The organism is Shimazuella kribbensis DSM 45090 (genome assembly GCF_000428065.1).
GTDB classification, from domain to species: domain Bacteria; phylum Bacillota; class Bacilli; order Thermoactinomycetales; family Thermoactinomycetaceae; genus Shimazuella; species Shimazuella kribbensis.
The window spans coordinates 230310-246386 of record NZ_ATZF01000005.1 but is presented as its reverse complement, the minus strand read 5'-3'; the positions used below and the strand labels follow the sequence as shown (position 1 = coordinate 246386).

The window sequence follows — 16077 nt, the reverse complement described above, 5'->3', positions numbered from 1 at the left end:
CTCTTCTTTAATACGATTTTCCAAATCCTCTTTGCTTCCTCTTATGTTGCATCCAATTTTGTCTCCACTTGTACTCTTTTTGACTTTGAATTTTTTCACCTGTCTGCTTCCATGCATTCCAATTCGCAATGACATAAAATAGGGAAAACAAAACCCATGTGCTTGAAAATAGTATTTGAAGTTCTGAATTCCAATCCAATCGGGGAACAGCCAATGCAATAAGTGCGATCCCACCGATAATTTTCAAAAGGGTAAATGTCTGCATTCTCCATCACCTCCATCTACTATATGAAAGTAGGGAAGAAAATAGACATACCTCTCATCTATACATTCATAGATTCTCCTGGCTGAAGAACTAAACCAGAGAGCCCTTTGTATCGTAAGTTGGTGATAAACTTAGAACCATCTTGCTCAATTAATGGAAAAGTATTGTAATGAATAGGGACAACTTGTTTGGCATCGATCCATTCTGCTGCGATCAAAGCGTCATCTGGGCCCATCGTATAATTATCTCCTATTGGTAGGAAAGCAATATCGATATCATTTTGCATACCTATCAACTTCATATCAGAAAATAGAGAAGTATCTCCTGCGTGATAGATCGTTTTTCCTTCCAACTCCAATAAAATCCCAACAGGATTCCCTAAATAAATGATCTCTTTCTTCTCCTCATCTATAAAAGCACCACTGTGATGAGCAAGGGTAAACTTTACTTTCCCAAATGGAAACGTATGACTCCCTCCGATGTTCATGCCATGTGTCTCCAAACCCTGCCAAGAAAGCCACACAGCAAGCTCCACTGGTGCGATCACTTTTGCGTTGTTTCGCTTCGCAATTGGGATCGTATCTCCTAAATGATCACCATGTCCATGTGTTAACAAAATATAATCTGCCTTCACATCTTCAACAGCTATTTTTGCTGTTGGATTTCCAGTTAAAAATGGATCGATAATTAACTTACATTCATTGGTATGTATTTCGATACAAGACTGACCGTGGTATGTAATGTCCATCTTAAAACCTCCTATAAAAAAAGACCACTTCCGTTATCTGTAATGTAGTCTTGGTACTATCTTAGAAGGGATTATATACCAGAACAAACGATCGATCAACTATATTTCAGGAAGATTTCGTCAAAAACACGCAATTCCACTCACCGTTTGCAGAAGCAAGATACATGGGTTCGGCTGGGTCAAGGTATTGCTACCCTTCCCCAGCCGACGGTCACCTATGCAGATTCCAACTTAAAGAGCTTGGGATCCCAAAGGTGCAACAAATACCTGATACCCATCAGGACTTCTTCCTGCAACTGCTGATCTTCCAGAAGTTCAGCCTTGCTAACAGCAAGAATCGGTGTCCCTTCGAAAATTTCGCGCAGGATGGCCGTTCTGATGAGTGACTGACTTTCCGACAAATTCCACTTGTAGATGAACGAGAAAGCGAAACTGTACGCCTCCACGTAGTACATGTTGCCTGCGACATAGGAAGGCGTGTGCGAAAGATAGGAAATCTCGCACTTGATCTGACTACGAAACGGTTCGCAAAGAAACTCTGCCTGACGATCCGCTTCCTCTGACTTGCCGGTCAAAAGGAGCGAAAAAACGTGCATTTTCACTCGATTTAGTTCCGTACTGCCAAAGTCTTTCGAAAGGTAGTTCAAGGCCAACTGAGCAGCACCCGGCCAGTAAGAAGCAGACTTGTACATCTTTCCTCTTTCTTTACACCACCACGAGCCTAATCACCTAGCATCCTTGATAGGCAATGAATTAACAAAGCAAATCTCCTTTGTAGCGGACAACTATTTTTAGCATATCATAATATTTTCGTTGATTTAATGATTAATTACTATTTTCAAAAATTTACTATTTTCATTTCAATTATTTATTTTTTGATAATCAGGTCAAATCACTTCACATCTAATATTACAAATTTTTCGTTCCATCCCCTCAACTTTTCTATCAAAACAACTGTTATTACAAAATACATTTTGTATAATCAATATAATCCGTCCAAATCGACATGGAGCTTACCATGATGAAGAGACTGTTTCTGTATGTCCTCGGACTGGTCGTGATGATCCTTGGTTGTAGTGCTATGTGCACTTACGTTCTCTATCCTCGACAGGACAGCTATGTAGATACTGTCGAGATCTTCTGTTACATGGTCACCCCCTCCTGGATCCTTTTCTGCGTCTGTGAATGGCAGGGGTGGAAGAAGAGCAAGCAGTAACTTGCCAAGGACAAAAGGAGGTTCTCTCTGTACCAAAATACAGAGAGAACCTCCGCCGCTTTTCCATAATAAAAAATAAAATCACTATTTGATTTTCAAAGTTTATTTTCATTTGCGATACAAAGAAAAACAAAAGCCTCCTGAATGAAAAGAAGCCCGTTTTACGCACCCCTTGATACTTGCCTACATAACATACAGTAGTTACCGCTTGGGAAGGGGATTTTTATGGGGCTACAAAAGGTGCAACTGCAAATTGTTCCGGGACATCAATTTACCAATAACACCAATATCGTTATGAGTCGCTCAGTGGCCCTAGCCCTTGGTATCAAAAATCAACCTTTTTGGGTGACCTTTGGTGGTGCAGCTGATACTGGCTATCTCTCCCTAAGTAGCCATTCTGGTAACTTGGTGCGAATACATGCTGATTTAGCCAAAAAACTCCACTTGCGTTCACAACCATCCATTTATGCACATTATGATGATAAAGCAATGCGCCTTCAATTCGGACCATTATTTGGGGTTTTAATTAACGCAACCCCAGATACAAAACAAGAAAATGTATTGGGTCCACTCACCAAATTTTTAGATGAGTGTGTGCTTGCTGGTATCACTTGTGGTACTGCTGTTGCTGTTTTCCAACCAGAACAAATTGAACTAGACAAACGAGTCATTTCTGGATGGATAAAAGAGAAAGGCAAATGGATCATAACCAAAATCCCTTATCCAGATATCATTTATAATCGGATTACTTCACGCAGAATCGAAGAACAGACAAATGTTAAAAAGAAACTAGATAAATTAACCAGTTATCATCGCATCCCCATGTTTAATGAACGATTTCTTGATAAATGGCAAGTACACGAAATACTCAAACAAGATGATTCCATTTCATCTATGCTTCCTTATACGATTCGCTATAGCGTGAAAAAAGTAAAGGAGTCTATTGCGCGTTTTCCATGCCTTTACTTAAAACCGACTAATGGAAGCCTTGGTGGAGGGATCATTCGCCTGAGTAAAGTCCATCAATCCTATCTCTATCAATATGCTACACCAAATGGTACGAGTTCACGGATTACTACCTCATTTGTAGAATTAAGCAAAATTCTAACCCGACGAATAAAACGGCAACCATACGTGATTCAACAAGGATTATCACTTGTCACCTATGATAAAAGACCAGTTGATTTCCGGGTATTGACACAAAAAAACAAAGAAGGCAAATGGTCTGTCACATCTGCAGTAGCTCGTATAGCAAATGATCGACAAATTGTATCTAATCTTGCTCGTGGTGGAACACTCCGAAAAGTACATGAATTATTAGCTGAATTAAATGAATTGACCAACAAACCAACTAGCAACGATATTCGTAATACAGCTATCCAAATCGCAAATGCATTTGAAAAAAATGCGAAAGGGCATTTTGCAGAACTAGGAATTGACCTTGCACTCGATACAAAAGGGCGAATATGGTTATTAGAAATCAATTCGAAACCATCAAAGACTGATGATACCGTTTTAAATCAAGGAGTGAAGATACGGCCATCTGTAACCAAACTATTTGATTATGTTCACTTTATAGCTGGAATAAAAAATACCACACCTGCGAGGAGGAAAAAGTGATGACAACCCATTCTAATCATCGAACCATCGGTATCATTGTCTGTTCAAGTAAAAATGTCACCAAAGTTCCTCCTTTTGCAGAAGCTACTTACTTTTATCAATTGGCAAAAATCGCAAATCAGCATCAACTAGATATACTGATTTTTAATCCAATGAAAATTAACTGGACGAATCGAGAAGTAGCTGCATGGTATATAGAAGCCAATAGATGGAAATTTGAAAAAAAACCATTACCATTAGTTATCTATGATCGCTGTTATTACACGAGTACGGCACACTTCCAGTTATATCGATCCCATATTCTTCGTATTCATCAAGACAAATCTGTCCAATTTCTCGGTAGAGCATTAGGGGGAAAAATACAAACCCATAACATGCTCAAGTCCAATCAAGAAATCGAACCTTATTTACCAGAAACACAGCTTTACCAAGGTCCTAGGAGCATAGTAGAGATGCTCAAAAAATATCCTCATATATGTATCAAACCAAATGGTGGAAGTCATGGCATTGGAGTAATTTCCATCAAGAAACAAGATCAGGACTATTACGTACGAGGAAGAACAAAAGCCAACTTCCCTTTTGAAAAAAGCATTAAAACAAAACAACAACTTTTAACATGGATACATGCTTCTATTCAAAAAACACGATATCTGATCCAACCTTTCCTCTCCTTACAAACAACAGATGGATATCCATTTGATCTAAGAATATTAGTACAAAAAAACGGAAAACAACAATGGGAAACAACAGGAAGAGCGATACGTATTGGAAAGGGAAAAAGTATCACTTCCAATTTACACGGAGGTGGGGATGCCACGAAATTGGAACCATTTTTAATTAAAAATTTCACTAAGGAACAAATTGCAACAATTGAAACGCAGATTGAACAAATCGCTTCTATTGTTCCTGTTCATATTGAAGCTCAGCATGGAAATCTAGTTGAATTAGGCCTCGATGTAGGAATCGATCGCCATGCACATGTTTGGATTATTGAAGTGAATTCCAAACCAGGTCGCTCCGTCTTCCTACGGACGGGCGAAATAGAGACAAGGAAACGTTCGATGGAACTTCCAGTCCAATATGCAAAAGCTCTGCTTTCCCAGAAAGTAGGAGGATATTGATGAATTCGATTATCTGCCAAACGCAGCTATCACATGCTACTCCTGCAAAAGCCGTCTTAATGCCTGAAACATTACTAAACCGTTTTGACTTTCAAAATGGGCAATCTATCAAAGTGGAGATAGGTAATCGATCTGTTATTACTCGTGTTATTGCTACAAAAACTGTCAACTCGAAAATTATTTTCTTATCTCCTACTATAGCAAGATCGTTAGCACTTCCCTACTCAGGAAAGATGCGAGTTGTCGTACACAATCGAACCCTTAAATTTGGTCCTGTTATTGGAATACTAACCACTGGACATCATGCCAATATCGCCACTCCCTTTGGAGGTAGGTCATCCTTATTTCGAAGTTTTATCCAAGCCGGAGAAAGCGAAAAACCAATTATTTATGTTTTCACACCAGAAATGATTGACTGGCAAAATCGTGTGGTAACAGGTTGGTATTATCAATTTGGAAAATGGTGCAAACATATTTCCCCACTTCCAGATGTCATCTATGAACGTGTGCCAAATCGAAAAACAGAAAACTTAGCTCATGTACAAAACTGCATAAGCCGATTAAAAACACTTACCAAATGCAAAATATTCAATCAAGGCTTTTTCAACAAATGGTCTGTTCACGAATGGTTAAGTCGAGAGGAAGAAACACGACATTATATTCCTGAAACGGTACTATCTCCATCTGTTCAAACTTTACAGGCTATGCTAGATAAATATGAAATGGTTTACTTAAAGCCGACTCGTGGCAGTCTTGGTCTAGGGATTTTCCGAATTACGTATAGTCCTAAAAAAGGGTATTATTGTCGTTTTCATGGAGGAGAACGCAATATACTTCATCGTTTCAGCACATTGGAATCTCTGTTGGCGCATTATTTCCGCAAAGATAACCAACGATTTAAAGGTTATCTAGCACAACAAGGGATTCGCCTCTTACGTGCACAAAATAGGCCTGTGGATTTTCGAGTTCATGTTCATAAAGATAGCACCGATCAGTGGAAAGTCATCGGGATAGGAACCAAATTGGCTGGAATCGGATCTGTTACTACCCATGTTCGTACAGGAGGAATTCTATTACCTACTCAGCAATTATTTGACAAACATTTTGGTCATCAATCGCTACAAATGATGCAATCCTTAAAAGAAACTGCAATTACAATGTCAAAAGTATTAGAAGAAAATGCAGAAGGGCTCCTAGGAGAAATCGGAATGGATATGGGTATTGACCAAGAGAATCGGATCTGGTTATTTGAATGCAATGCAAAACCAGGTAGACATATTTTCGATCATCCTACATTGCGAGAAGCAGGCCGAAAATCCGCCAAGTGTATTACAGATTACAGCATGAAATTAGCGGAATTTGTATAACAAGGGGGAGAACATATGCAAATACCAAACAAAGGATGGCTAGAACTAGATCCGAACTCTTCTCCTCTTCGTTTTTATCCAATAAAAGCTTTGCAGCAAAGTAAACATCCAGCTATTGATGTCACATTAGGAAAAGGATTTCCATCCAAAATTCAGATTCAAAATGATCCTATCTTACATCGCAAATCCAATCATCTTCCTGTTCGCAGCAAAAAAAATGAACAAGGAAATTACCAGTTAGGTCCGTTTGTAGCAATTTTAACAAGTGATAACCGAAAGCCATTCGCAGGAAATCATCGAAATTTTGCTGACCTCATTCAAATGGGACGATGTACAGGGATTACAGTATACGTCTTAACGCCAAAAGGAATTCTTGAAGACAAATCCTATGTACATGGGTATCTATTGGAAGAAATTAAACCTATCCCTAAATTTAGAAAAGCAATCCTTCCAACTCCTGATGCGGTCTACAACCGTATTCCATATCGACAAGATGAACAATCTGTTGCTGTCCTAAATGCAGTCCAGTATTTAAAAAGAAAAAACATCCCTATGTTTAACCCTCATTTCTTCAATAAGTGGTCTTTGTATCAAACGCTATCTCCAACTTCTTGTCGAACACATCTTCCTGCTACATCGAAATTAACTGATTATCCTTCTTTTCGTCAGATGATGATCTCCCATGCACCTCTCATTCTAAAACCAGTTGAAGGAAAAGCAGGAATCGGCATGATGAAAGTGGAGGGAAAAGGGCCTTATGTGTTGACCCATCAAACAAAAAAACAAAAAGAACAGTTGAAATACCATCATCTACAACAAGTATATGAACAAATCAAAAAAAAGGCAGCCAACCGAGGATACCTTATACAACAGGCTATTGAACTAGCTACTTATCAAGACAGACCATTTGATATCCGAATGTTGATTCAAAAAGATCAAACAGCCCTCTGGAAAGTATCTGGGATCGGAGTTCGCATTGCAGGAAAAAAGGCAATCTCCACACATGTACCCATGGGAGGAAGAATCGAACAAGTGGATCGTGTTTTAGGATCTGCTTTCCCCACACAAAAAGAAGCCCTTCAACATCAACTGACAAAGCTAGGCATACAATTCGCACAAGAGATTGAAGAAAAAACGAGGGAGAACCATGGGGAAATGTCAATGGATATCGGCATCGATACCAAAGGGAAATTATGGTTTTTCGAAGCGAATGCCAAACCTCAAAAATTTGACGAACCTGCCATTCGAACAAAATCCCTGAGTAGAATATTGGAATACGCATGCTTTCTAGCTGGTTTTTCATCCTATCCACGAAGGGTTGTTGCTGAATGAAGATTACTACCTTTACATTACCAAATCTCCTTCCTTACCGGCAAAAAATTATCCTATTCCTCCGTAAAAATGGTGAAGGTAGAATCACGCATCGGGCTCTGCGCTGGTTATCACAAATTTCAACAAGTGATCCTATACCAGGATCCATTGCTCTTATTGCGTTAGAGGAAAAACAATTGGCTGGAGTCATGATCTTCAGTCGCTATGGGATCGAGGAAGCAATCACTGCTGTCCATCCTCGATATCGGAAGCAAGGAGTAGGGGAAGCTCTCCTGATGGAGGCAAAAGAGAGACTAGGAAAAGTATATACAAAAGTAGCATGTGATAATGTTGCGAGTTTAAAACTTTGTTTTCGTTGTGGATTTACTGCATTTCAGTTATTTAAGGGACCCACTGGAAAACCTACCCTTTGGTTAGGTGGCGGCGAATATGATCCAAACGATATAAAATAGAAAGGCACTTTCCTCTGAGGAAGTGCTTTTTATACACCTCTGTGTTGTTTTAAGGAACATATTGGAGATGGATTAGAAGGAGCTGGCTGAACTGATCGACGGTCTGAAAAAACGTTGAACGAGTCACCACTACAGACACCTATAACCATGAAACACCCATTTCCCTTAGCAGGGTTCCAAAGGAAGCTAAGACCAATCCTAGTGAGTGAACCCCCACTGCCCCGAGCATGCGGGGGCAAATTCTTTTATAGATACCTATATTTATGAGAAAAGTAAAAATATATTGCAACTCACAAAAGACGATTTGCTTCTCCTACGATCTCAAGGAATACTTCCTCTGCATATTGCTCTTGTGTCAATATTCCTACTCCTTGTCCAGCCCAAAGTGACATATAATCCGTATTATTCTCAGCACTTGCAGCATCCCTAATATCTCTTGTCAACGAATTTTGGATAGGAAAATGCATAGGTTGTACCCCAATCTTTTCCCAATGCTCCATAAACCTATTTTTAATTCCTCGAGCAGGTCTACCAGAAAAAACAGTTGTCAATACTACATCTTCTGTTTTCGCCTTTATCAATGCTTGTTTATATGCAGGATGTGCTCCAGATTCAATAGTTGTCAAAAACTTAGTGCCCATTTGAACACCTGAGGCTCCAAGTGCTAGAGCTGCAACCAATCCTCTGCCATCCATGATACCGCCAGCTGCTAGCACAGGTATGTGCAAATGATCGACTATTTGAGGGAGCAAAGAAAATAGTCCCACATTTGCACCCATTGACTGATCACTCACATCAAATGTCCCTCGATGACCTCCAGCCTCCATCCCCTGTGCAACAACAGCATCACAACCTGCTTTTTCAGCAAGAATTGCCTCTTCTACTGTAGTTGCCATAGCAATTAACTTTACACCAGCAGCTTTTGCTTGGTCACGGTAACGATTTGATAAAATGCCGAATGCTGTACTGATGACAGGTACTTTTTCTTCTATTAAAACAGCAAATTGTTGATCAAAATTATCCGTTATTGTAATGCTAGTATCGTATTTTTGCGGAAGACCCAAATCATCTCTCATTTGATTCAAAGTATATTGCACGTTGCGTTCGATGGGAACAGTAGACGTCTGCATTTGAGAAATAAATAGATTTACAGCAAATGGAGCATCTGTAAGCTTGCGAATGCTTCGAATTGCTTCTCTTATCTTTTCAGGAGTCATATAAGCTGCCCCTAATGTTCCTAAACCACCTGCTCGTGATATCGTAGCTACCAACTCTGGAGTAGATGGGCCACCAGCCATACCCGCAAGTACAACAGGGTAACGAATTCCGAAAACAGAACAAAAATTTGTATCTAATGATTTCATCGAAAATCACCTTCTTCTTTTTCATCCTTTGATGGATAAAAAGTGCTCAATCTCTTATCCAATCTGACATGTACCTAATGCTATATTCCCACAAAAAGCTACGCTAACAAAGGAATAGATTTATACTCCATTACATGATCACTAGTTAAAATTAATTATCATAAACTCTTATGTTTCAAAAAACAGTGCAATAAAAAAAATCCGTGAAAATGTTCACGGATACCAATTTTTCTATTATTTTATTACACGTTTTGCTCCGACATAACCTTGTTTCAACCAAGCTCTATCTAAACTTTCGTATTGTACTCCTTTTGATCCCCATGTATGAAGAATCTTATTGTTCCCTGCATAGATACCAACGTGTCCAATTTTCCCACCTGAATGTGAGGTAGTAAAGAAGAGGAGATCCCCTTTTTTAATTTGGTTACGAGCTACGCTTGTCCCTTGGGTATACTGTTGGCGAGAACTACGAAGCAACTTGATTCCATTTTGTTTAAATACATACTGTGTGAAGGAAGAACAATCAAAAGTTCTTGTCTGGCCAGATGCAGCCCCATATTGGTAAGGAGTGCCCAGGAATTTTTCCCCAGTCGCGATAATCTTGTCAGCAAGAGCTACGCTTGATTGACTTGTCGACCCACTAGTAGGTGATGTAGTAGTAGAACCAGTGCCACTATTCGAGCCAGAGTTAGTAGAACCAGAGTTGTTGGTACCAGAATTATCTGAACCAGAAGTGCCTGTATTACTACTGTTATTGTTGGAGTAGTTAGGATTAGTTGTAGGTGCTGTTTTACCAGATATATTGGAGTACATTTTGTTTACAAGACCTAGTGTACTACTTGTACTTGGTGCAGCATTACTCTGTATGAATGGAAAAGCAAAAGTGGAAATTGCTACTGCGGATAATGTTACAATACCGATTTTGATGTTTTTATGATTTAGCATCAAATCCTCCTTAGAATTACTTTTTCTTCCGGAAGTTGGTTTTATTGTAACATACATATAGCCTAAATTTTTATACAAAATATGTAAATTCTATAAAATGAATGTAATTCTTTAATCAAAATACATAGAAAACCACCTGATTAATAGGTATAATGAACAGGAAGTATCAACGTGATACTCGCTGTTCAGAAGGAGCAACATGAACATCATGTTCGGAATCACCCCGGGATCCGATGTTCCGCAGAAGGCCGGCGGACAGGATCAGACCGGTGGTCAGCCGGGCGGCTCCGGCCCCAGGCCTGCTGACCGTTCCTGAGTGAACAGACGGCTCCCCCGCATCGCGCAGGGGAGCCGTCGCTGATTTTATAAAAATCTACGTACACATTTTTTCCCATTGTAGGTAAACACAACTTCCCGTTTGTCAATCACGGTTTGCAGATGTACATTTCTTCCCCATAATGCGTAGATGTGAGGAAGTGTTTTTTCTAAATACTTCACATCCAACTCCATTCCCTCATAGTGATGCTGCAAAAATATTTCACCATTACGAGAATAGTCCCCATCTTTCACCATAATTACTGGATGACCGCCATTCACTCGACTAGTCACCAGCTGATCTCGTACGTTTTCCCATTCTTTATCCGAAACTTTCCAATCATTTCCTTGCTTTTGAAACACATACATATCGAGTTTGTCTACTAAATCACGGGTCAAGTAGTTACGAATAAAAGAGATATCGAGTCCAATTCACGAATTTCAAATAACTTCTCTCTGCCTTGACCAGGTTTCCTGCCTAACCTCTTTATCTCTTCCTCTGTTGGATGATCCCATCTTCGCTCGATATCTTCGAGCATTTTCAACCCTAAATAGTAAGGATTGATCGAAGTGGTAGATGGTTGTAATACGGATGCATTCAATTTGGCAAATTCAATTGTTTCTGCTTCGGTTAAATCAAGCTCTCGCATGATGCGTATATGCCAATAAGAAGCCCATCCTTCATTCATGATCTTCGTTTCCAATTGAGGCCAAAAATAAAGCATTTCTTCCCGTAAAATCGTCAAAATATCTTGGTGCCAATCATGCAGTACTCGACTGTGATTCATAATAAAAAGCAAAAGATCCTTCTCTGGTTGTTCTGGAAACCGACGACTAAGACTCGGTTGTTTCGGCTCTTCCTCTCCATCTAATTTCCATAAATCATCATAAGGACCCACTTTTGGAAGAGGTGAATGTCCATTTCGTTTTCTAGTATAGGCATCAAGCAGGCTTGGATTGATGTGCTCTTGAATAGCCAAAACATGATCCAAAAATTGTTCTACTTCTTCTTTTCCATATTTCAATTCGTACTCACGTATCCGTTCGGCACTCGCAGACATACTTTCCACCATGTCTCGTGATGTCCGAGAAAATCGAAAGTTATTTTTAAAGAAATCGCAGTGGGCTAAAACATGGGCAACAATCAGTTTATTTTGAATGAGACTATTTCCTTTTAACAAAAAAGCGTAACAGGGGTTCGAGTTGATCACTAGCTCATAAATTTTACTCAAATTGAAATCATAAGATAGTTTCATCTTGTGAAAAGCCTTACCAAAACTCCAATGAGAGAAACGAGTTGGCATCCCATAAGCCCCAAATGTATAGATGATATCTGCTGGACAAATTTCATAGCGCATGGGATAAAAATCAAGGCCAAAGTGAGTCGCAATCTCGGTTATTTCTTCGATCGCGTATTCCAAGTCTTTTTGCTCACTCAACAAGACTCACCCCTTTTTCTGTTATATCTTTCTTTTCCCTACTACTATCCTGTAGTAAACACACATTACTGTTTTTGCATTCTTTTTTATGCAGCTAGCACATACTAAGAAAGATTTGTGATTTGTCATAAGGAGGACGATCAGTTGGACTATACCCTGTTGCAAGAACAAATCCGCCTAAACTTAAAAGATTCTTCATCAGATGTATATGACATTATCAACCCTCTACAACCTTATGATATTGCGGAAATCATCAAAGGCCTCGATCATGATGAACAAATCAGCCTCCTGCCTTTGATCTCCATTCCCATTGCTGCTGAAACAATCGAATACTTAGACCCTGAGCAGCAATATCATATTTTGCAGCATCTGCCGATCGCCTTCTCCTCCCCACTGTTTAAACAGATGTCCAGTGATACGGTGGTAGATATGCTGCTTGCCATTCATCCTCTACAAGCTGAACGCTTATTGGAATTTTTACCAATGGATTATCGGAAAAAGATCAATCAACTGATGACATATCCTGAAGATACTGCTGGAAGTTTGATGACAGTTGACTTTATTTCCGCACGAACTTACTGGAGTTGTGAGCAGACATTACAGCATATTCGCAAAGTCGGTCATGAGGCAGAGCTCGTTTCCTATATTTATGTAACAGATACCCGCGGAATTTTAGTAGGGGTTGTCTCGTTAAAAGAATTGATATTCGCATCTCCTGATACTCGATTGGAACACATCATAACAGAAGATGTGGTTTGTGTTCCTGCGGATATGGAACAAGAAGAGGCAGCTATTATCTTATCCCGCTATGACTTGATTGCACTTCCTGTGATTAATCACGAAAGAAGATTAGTTGGAATTATTACCGTTGATGATGTTTTCGATGTTATTCAAGAAGAAGCAACCGAAGATTTCCAAAAATTAGGTGGCAGCCAGCCATTAGAAGACACTTATTTCAAAACAAGCAGTATGCAACTATTCAGCAAACGTATTATTTGGCTCTTGGTACTTTTTATCGGAGGAGCGTATACATCGAATGTTCTCGCTTACTATCAAGATGCAGTCAATAAAATTGTGGCCTTATCTTTTTTTATTCCTTTATTAATTGGTACAGGCGGTAACACAGGTTCGCAAATTGTCAGCACGCTTGTCCGTGCACTAGGGGTAGGAGAAGTTGTATTCAAAGATGTTTTTCGGGTCATCAAGAAAGAATTGCTCACAGGCGTTTTACTTGGTATTTCTCTCGGAATCGTCGCTTATATACGAGCTTTCCTTTTGGATGTGGAATTTCATATTGGGTATGTTGTCGCTCTCTCTGCACTCGCCATTGTGTTGTGGTCATCACTCGTATCTGCATTTTTACCATTACTATTACATCGATTAAAGATCGATCCTGCTGTTGTTTCTGGTCCTTTGATCTCCACGTTGGTTGATGGAACAGGATTGATGATTTACTTTACGATCGCCAAATGGATTTTGCAAGTTTAATCATTATTTCCATAATAATATTTACCAATTGTGCATGTACCTTATATACTGAGAGTACTAGTTAGTGCACCAGCGCTAATACTGTCCCTGAACAAAAAGAACAGGAAAGACATGCTATCCAAATCCCAAAAGCGAGCCATTCTCTACACGGCTGGCGGTCTTTATGTCCTTGCTTCTACTGCACATGCAGTCATGCAGAGGCGCTATGCCAGTAACAGCTCTCGATCGACCTCTTTGGGATCCAAGAACGATCTTCCTACAATCGATGTAATCATCACTGTCTTCAACGAGTCGCCAGAACGACTGGAGGAAACTCTCCAGTCCATTGAAGGCCAGTACCAAGCAGACAAGCTGAATGTGTATCTCGTCGACGATTGCTCCACCAAGAATCGCGAGGAACTGGAGCAAATCTACAACAAGTACAGGAACAAGCCTCCTTGGCACATCATCCTGCGCGAGAAAAATGCCGGAAAAAGGCAAGCACAGGATGCTGCGTTCCAAGTATCTTCTGGGGAACTGATCCTCACAGGAGATTCCGACTCGCCGTTCAAACCTAACGCATTCATGCTGATGGTGGCACGGATGCAATCGGATCGCAGTATTGGCGCAGTGGCTGGAAAGGTAAGTGTCGCCAATGCAGATAAAAACGGGCTGACAAAACTACTCGCCGAGCGTTACCGACTGATGTTCGAGTTGGAACGTGAAGCACAGTCGCGTTTCGGAGCGGTTTGGACCTGTACGGGTCCGATCTCGATGTATCGCCGATCCCTGCTGGATGCCATCTGGTCCGATTACCTCGGTCAGACCTACAAGGGGAAGCCGTGCCTTGCGGGCGATGACTTGCAGTTGACCAACCTGGTCATCGACGCTGGGTATAAGGCTGTCTATGAGGGTCGCGCAGAAGCGATGACCTATGTTCCGGAGACGCTGGAGGAATACCGCAACCAGCAGATTCGCTGGAACAGGAGTATGTTCCGGGATCAACTCCTGTCGTTGCGATCCGCCAAGATCCGTTCTCGGAAGTCCGGAAACGGCTATCCCTTGGCAGACATGGTGGTGCGGACGTATTTCCCGCTCCTGCTTGTGGGTCCTCCGGCACTCGCTGCCCTTCAGGCTCTCGTCCGAAAGAGCATGCGAGATGAAGCAGTCGTCATGCTCGCCATGCTGGGAACTCGTGGGCTGATCACGTATCTGAATGCAAAACCCGTATTCGTCAGCAAGGGGCGATTCGCCACAGCTTACGGAGCAGTCCACGTATTCATGCTGGTTCCTGGTCGAATCCGCGCCTATCTGACCCGCGGGAACAGTTCTTGGGTAACTCGATCCTAAGTCTAGTCCTAAACAGGAGACAGCATAGCTAGTAAAGCGCCCCAAATCCACACGGATTTGGGGCGCACTGCTTTTCGGCGATATCTTTACCATCTCCACCAATACGTTTCGATATAATGATTAAATAATCGTAAATCTAAATCGAAGGTGAACATATGAAAAACTTTCCGATTACCTTACCAAACATCCTCTACCTATTAAAATCGATTTTTTTCCTATATGTATGTATTAGCATCTTTGAAGAAGTAACCGATGAACTGCTCGAACAAGAGATTTATACTTTTGATCATACGATCATTGCTTGGATTCACTCGCTTCGGCCGGATCTTACTCAAATGATGCTATTTTTCACCTTTTTTGGCTCCAAAGATGCTCTAGTCTGGTTTCTTTTTTTATCTGCTGGTCTACTGGTTTGGAAAAAGAAATACTGGGAAACGTTATTTCTGGTCATTGGTATTGGACTAGGAGGTCTTTTTAATCTCATGCTCAAATGGATATTCCAGAGAGAAAGACCTAATTTCTCGCGATTAATAGAAGAAACAGGGTATAGTTTCCCAAGCGGCCATTCGATGGGAGCCTTTATCTTCTATGGAATGTTGTGCATGATCATACTCCATTTTTCCCATGCAAATAAAGCAAAAATAATCCTCATCAGCAGTACCCTGTTTTTGGTCAGTATGGTCGGTTTAAGTAGAGTTTATCTAGGGGTTCATTATCCTAGCGATGTAATCGCTGGATTTGCAGCTGGTGGCGCTTGGGTTACCATTTGTCTTCTGAGTTTAAGAATCTTATCTGAGTGTAGGAAAGGGAACCAACTACATTCGAAAAAGCCCATATCTCCATGATATGAGCTTTTTCTTACAGCAATTGTCGACTGAAATCCCACGGTTTGAATCGTGGGATGAAAGACGATGTTGCTAGAAACCCTAAAGAGGAGTTGCAAGAGAAACGAATATTCTGTATATTAGAACACATGATCGGTGATCATCCTACTGGTAGTAGGTTTGTTCTTTGGAAATGTAATGGTATCGGGTTTCGGCGGCAAATGGATACGTCTCCCGCCGAGTAAAACCATT

The 16077-nt window shown here is 40.5% G+C and carries 13 protein-coding genes and 1 pseudogene; 8 read left to right on the top strand and 6 right to left on the bottom strand.

The genetic code is table 11. The annotated features are described in order from the left end of the window. Positions 1–7 precede the first annotated feature (7 nt). The 3 genes from A3GQ_RS0110215 to A3GQ_RS0110205 form a co-directional block, all read right to left on the bottom strand. A complete protein-coding gene (locus A3GQ_RS0110215) occupies positions 8–265 on the bottom strand; it encodes a hypothetical protein (RefSeq protein ID WP_028776963.1) in 258 nt (85 codons plus the stop codon). A gap of 58 nt (positions 266–323) precedes the next feature. After that, on the bottom strand, positions 324–1013 hold the full coding sequence (locus tag A3GQ_RS0110210; protein WP_028776962.1) for a metal-dependent hydrolase: 690 nt from the start codon (positions 1011–1013) through the stop codon (positions 324–326). Between the two features lie 215 nt (positions 1014–1228). Beyond that, the gene (locus tag A3GQ_RS0110205; protein ID WP_028776961.1) at positions 1229–1705 is read right to left on the bottom strand and encodes a hypothetical protein; all 477 of its coding nucleotides are present in this window, start codon (positions 1703–1705) and stop codon (positions 1229–1231) included. Positions 1706–2454: 749 nt separating this feature from the next. On the opposite strand from A3GQ_RS0110205, the gene A3GQ_RS24050 reads away from it, so the two are divergent. From A3GQ_RS24050 to A3GQ_RS0110175, 5 genes are read left to right on the top strand one after another with little or no spacing between them, the layout of a single operon-like run. After that, complete coding sequence (locus A3GQ_RS24050) at positions 2455–3849, top strand: YheC/YheD family endospore coat-associated protein (protein WP_051271560.1); 1395 nt, start codon at positions 2455–2457, stop codon at positions 3847–3849. Beyond that, positions 3849–4970: a YheC/YheD family endospore coat-associated protein gene (locus tag A3GQ_RS0110190; protein ID WP_037464535.1), complete on the top strand. Its 1122-nt coding sequence runs from the start codon at positions 3849–3851 to the stop codon at positions 4968–4970. The genes A3GQ_RS24050 and A3GQ_RS0110190 overlap by 1 nt, the downstream gene beginning before the upstream one ends. Next, positions 4970–6337, top strand: coding sequence for a YheC/YheD family endospore coat-associated protein (locus tag A3GQ_RS24045; RefSeq protein ID WP_051271553.1), 1368 nt, complete (start codon positions 4970–4972; stop codon positions 6335–6337). Before A3GQ_RS0110190 ends, A3GQ_RS24045 begins: the two co-directional genes overlap by 1 nt. Before the next feature lie 15 nt (positions 6338–6352). After that, positions 6353–7669 (top strand): YheC/YheD family endospore coat-associated protein, encoded by a 1317-nt coding sequence (locus A3GQ_RS24040; protein ID WP_051271551.1) that lies wholly within the window; start codon positions 6353–6355, stop codon positions 7667–7669. Next, positions 7666–8121, top strand: a complete 456-nt coding sequence (locus A3GQ_RS0110175; protein WP_028776958.1) for a GNAT family N-acetyltransferase — start codon at positions 7666–7668, stop codon at positions 8119–8121. Before A3GQ_RS24040 ends, A3GQ_RS0110175 begins: the two co-directional genes overlap by 4 nt. Before the next feature lie 290 nt (positions 8122–8411). Here the strand turns inward: A3GQ_RS0110175 and A3GQ_RS0110170 are convergent, their stop codons facing one another. The 3 genes and pseudogenes from A3GQ_RS0110170 to A3GQ_RS24030 all read right to left on the bottom strand — a co-directional run bounded on the left by A3GQ_RS0110170 (position 8412) and on the right by A3GQ_RS24030 (position 12184). Continuing rightward, positions 8412–9485, bottom strand: a complete 1074-nt coding sequence (locus tag A3GQ_RS0110170; protein ID WP_028776957.1) for an NAD(P)H-dependent flavin oxidoreductase — start codon at positions 9483–9485, stop codon at positions 8412–8414. 234 nt (positions 9486–9719) lie between these two features. After that, entirely contained in the window at positions 9720–10430 is a 711-nt protein-coding gene (locus A3GQ_RS24035) for a C40 family peptidase (RefSeq protein WP_245596766.1), read from the bottom strand. A gap of 363 nt (positions 10431–10793) precedes the next feature. Then, positions 10794–12184: pseudogene (locus A3GQ_RS24030) on the bottom strand (SpoVR family protein). 159 nt (positions 12185–12343) lie between these two features. Between A3GQ_RS24030 and mgtE the strand changes: the two are divergent. From mgtE to A3GQ_RS24020, 3 genes are all read left to right on the top strand, one after another. Then, a complete protein-coding gene (mgtE, locus tag A3GQ_RS0110150; protein WP_028776956.1) occupies positions 12344–13672 on the top strand; it encodes a magnesium transporter in 1329 nt (442 codons plus the stop codon). 111 nt (positions 13673–13783) lie between these two features. Next, positions 13784–15001, top strand: coding sequence for a glycosyltransferase (locus tag A3GQ_RS24025; RefSeq protein WP_051271548.1), 1218 nt, complete (start codon positions 13784–13786; stop codon positions 14999–15001). 155 nt (positions 15002–15156) lie between these two features. Further along, the gene (locus A3GQ_RS24020; RefSeq protein ID WP_051271547.1) at positions 15157–15846 is read left to right on the top strand and encodes a phosphatase PAP2 family protein; all 690 of its coding nucleotides are present in this window, start codon (positions 15157–15159) and stop codon (positions 15844–15846) included. The last annotated feature ends 231 nt before the right edge of the window (positions 15847–16077 follow it).

Coding starts and splice junctions, on each gene's coding strand:
- A3GQ_RS0110170 (WP_028776957.1), bottom strand. CDS start 9,485: ATGAAATCATTAGATACAAATTTTTGTTCTGTTTTCGGAATTCGTTAC.
- A3GQ_RS24035 (WP_245596766.1), bottom strand. CDS start 10,430: ATGCTAAATCATAAAAACATCAAAATCGGTATTGTAACATTATCCGCA.
- A3GQ_RS0110210 (WP_028776962.1), bottom strand. CDS start 1,013: ATGGACATTACATACCACGGTCAGTCTTGTATCGAAATACATACCAAT.
- A3GQ_RS24045 (WP_051271553.1), top strand. CDS start 4,970: ATGAATTCGATTATCTGCCAAACGCAGCTATCACATGCTACTCCTGCA.
- A3GQ_RS24025 (WP_051271548.1), top strand. CDS start 13,784: ATGCTATCCAAATCCCAAAAGCGAGCCATTCTCTACACGGCTGGCGGT.
- A3GQ_RS24050 (WP_051271560.1), top strand. CDS start 2,455: ATGGGGCTACAAAAGGTGCAACTGCAAATTGTTCCGGGACATCAATTT.
- A3GQ_RS0110175 (WP_028776958.1), top strand. CDS start 7,666: ATGAAGATTACTACCTTTACATTACCAAATCTCCTTCCTTACCGGCAA.
- A3GQ_RS0110215 (WP_028776963.1), bottom strand. CDS start 265: ATGCAGACATTTACCCTTTTGAAAATTATCGGTGGGATCGCACTTATT.
- A3GQ_RS24040 (WP_051271551.1), top strand. CDS start 6,353: ATGCAAATACCAAACAAAGGATGGCTAGAACTAGATCCGAACTCTTCT.
- A3GQ_RS24020 (WP_051271547.1), top strand. CDS start 15,157: ATGAAAAACTTTCCGATTACCTTACCAAACATCCTCTACCTATTAAAA.
- A3GQ_RS0110190 (WP_037464535.1), top strand. CDS start 3,849: ATGACAACCCATTCTAATCATCGAACCATCGGTATCATTGTCTGTTCA.
- A3GQ_RS0110205 (WP_028776961.1), bottom strand. CDS start 1,705: ATGTACAAGTCTGCTTCTTACTGGCCGGGTGCTGCTCAGTTGGCCTTG.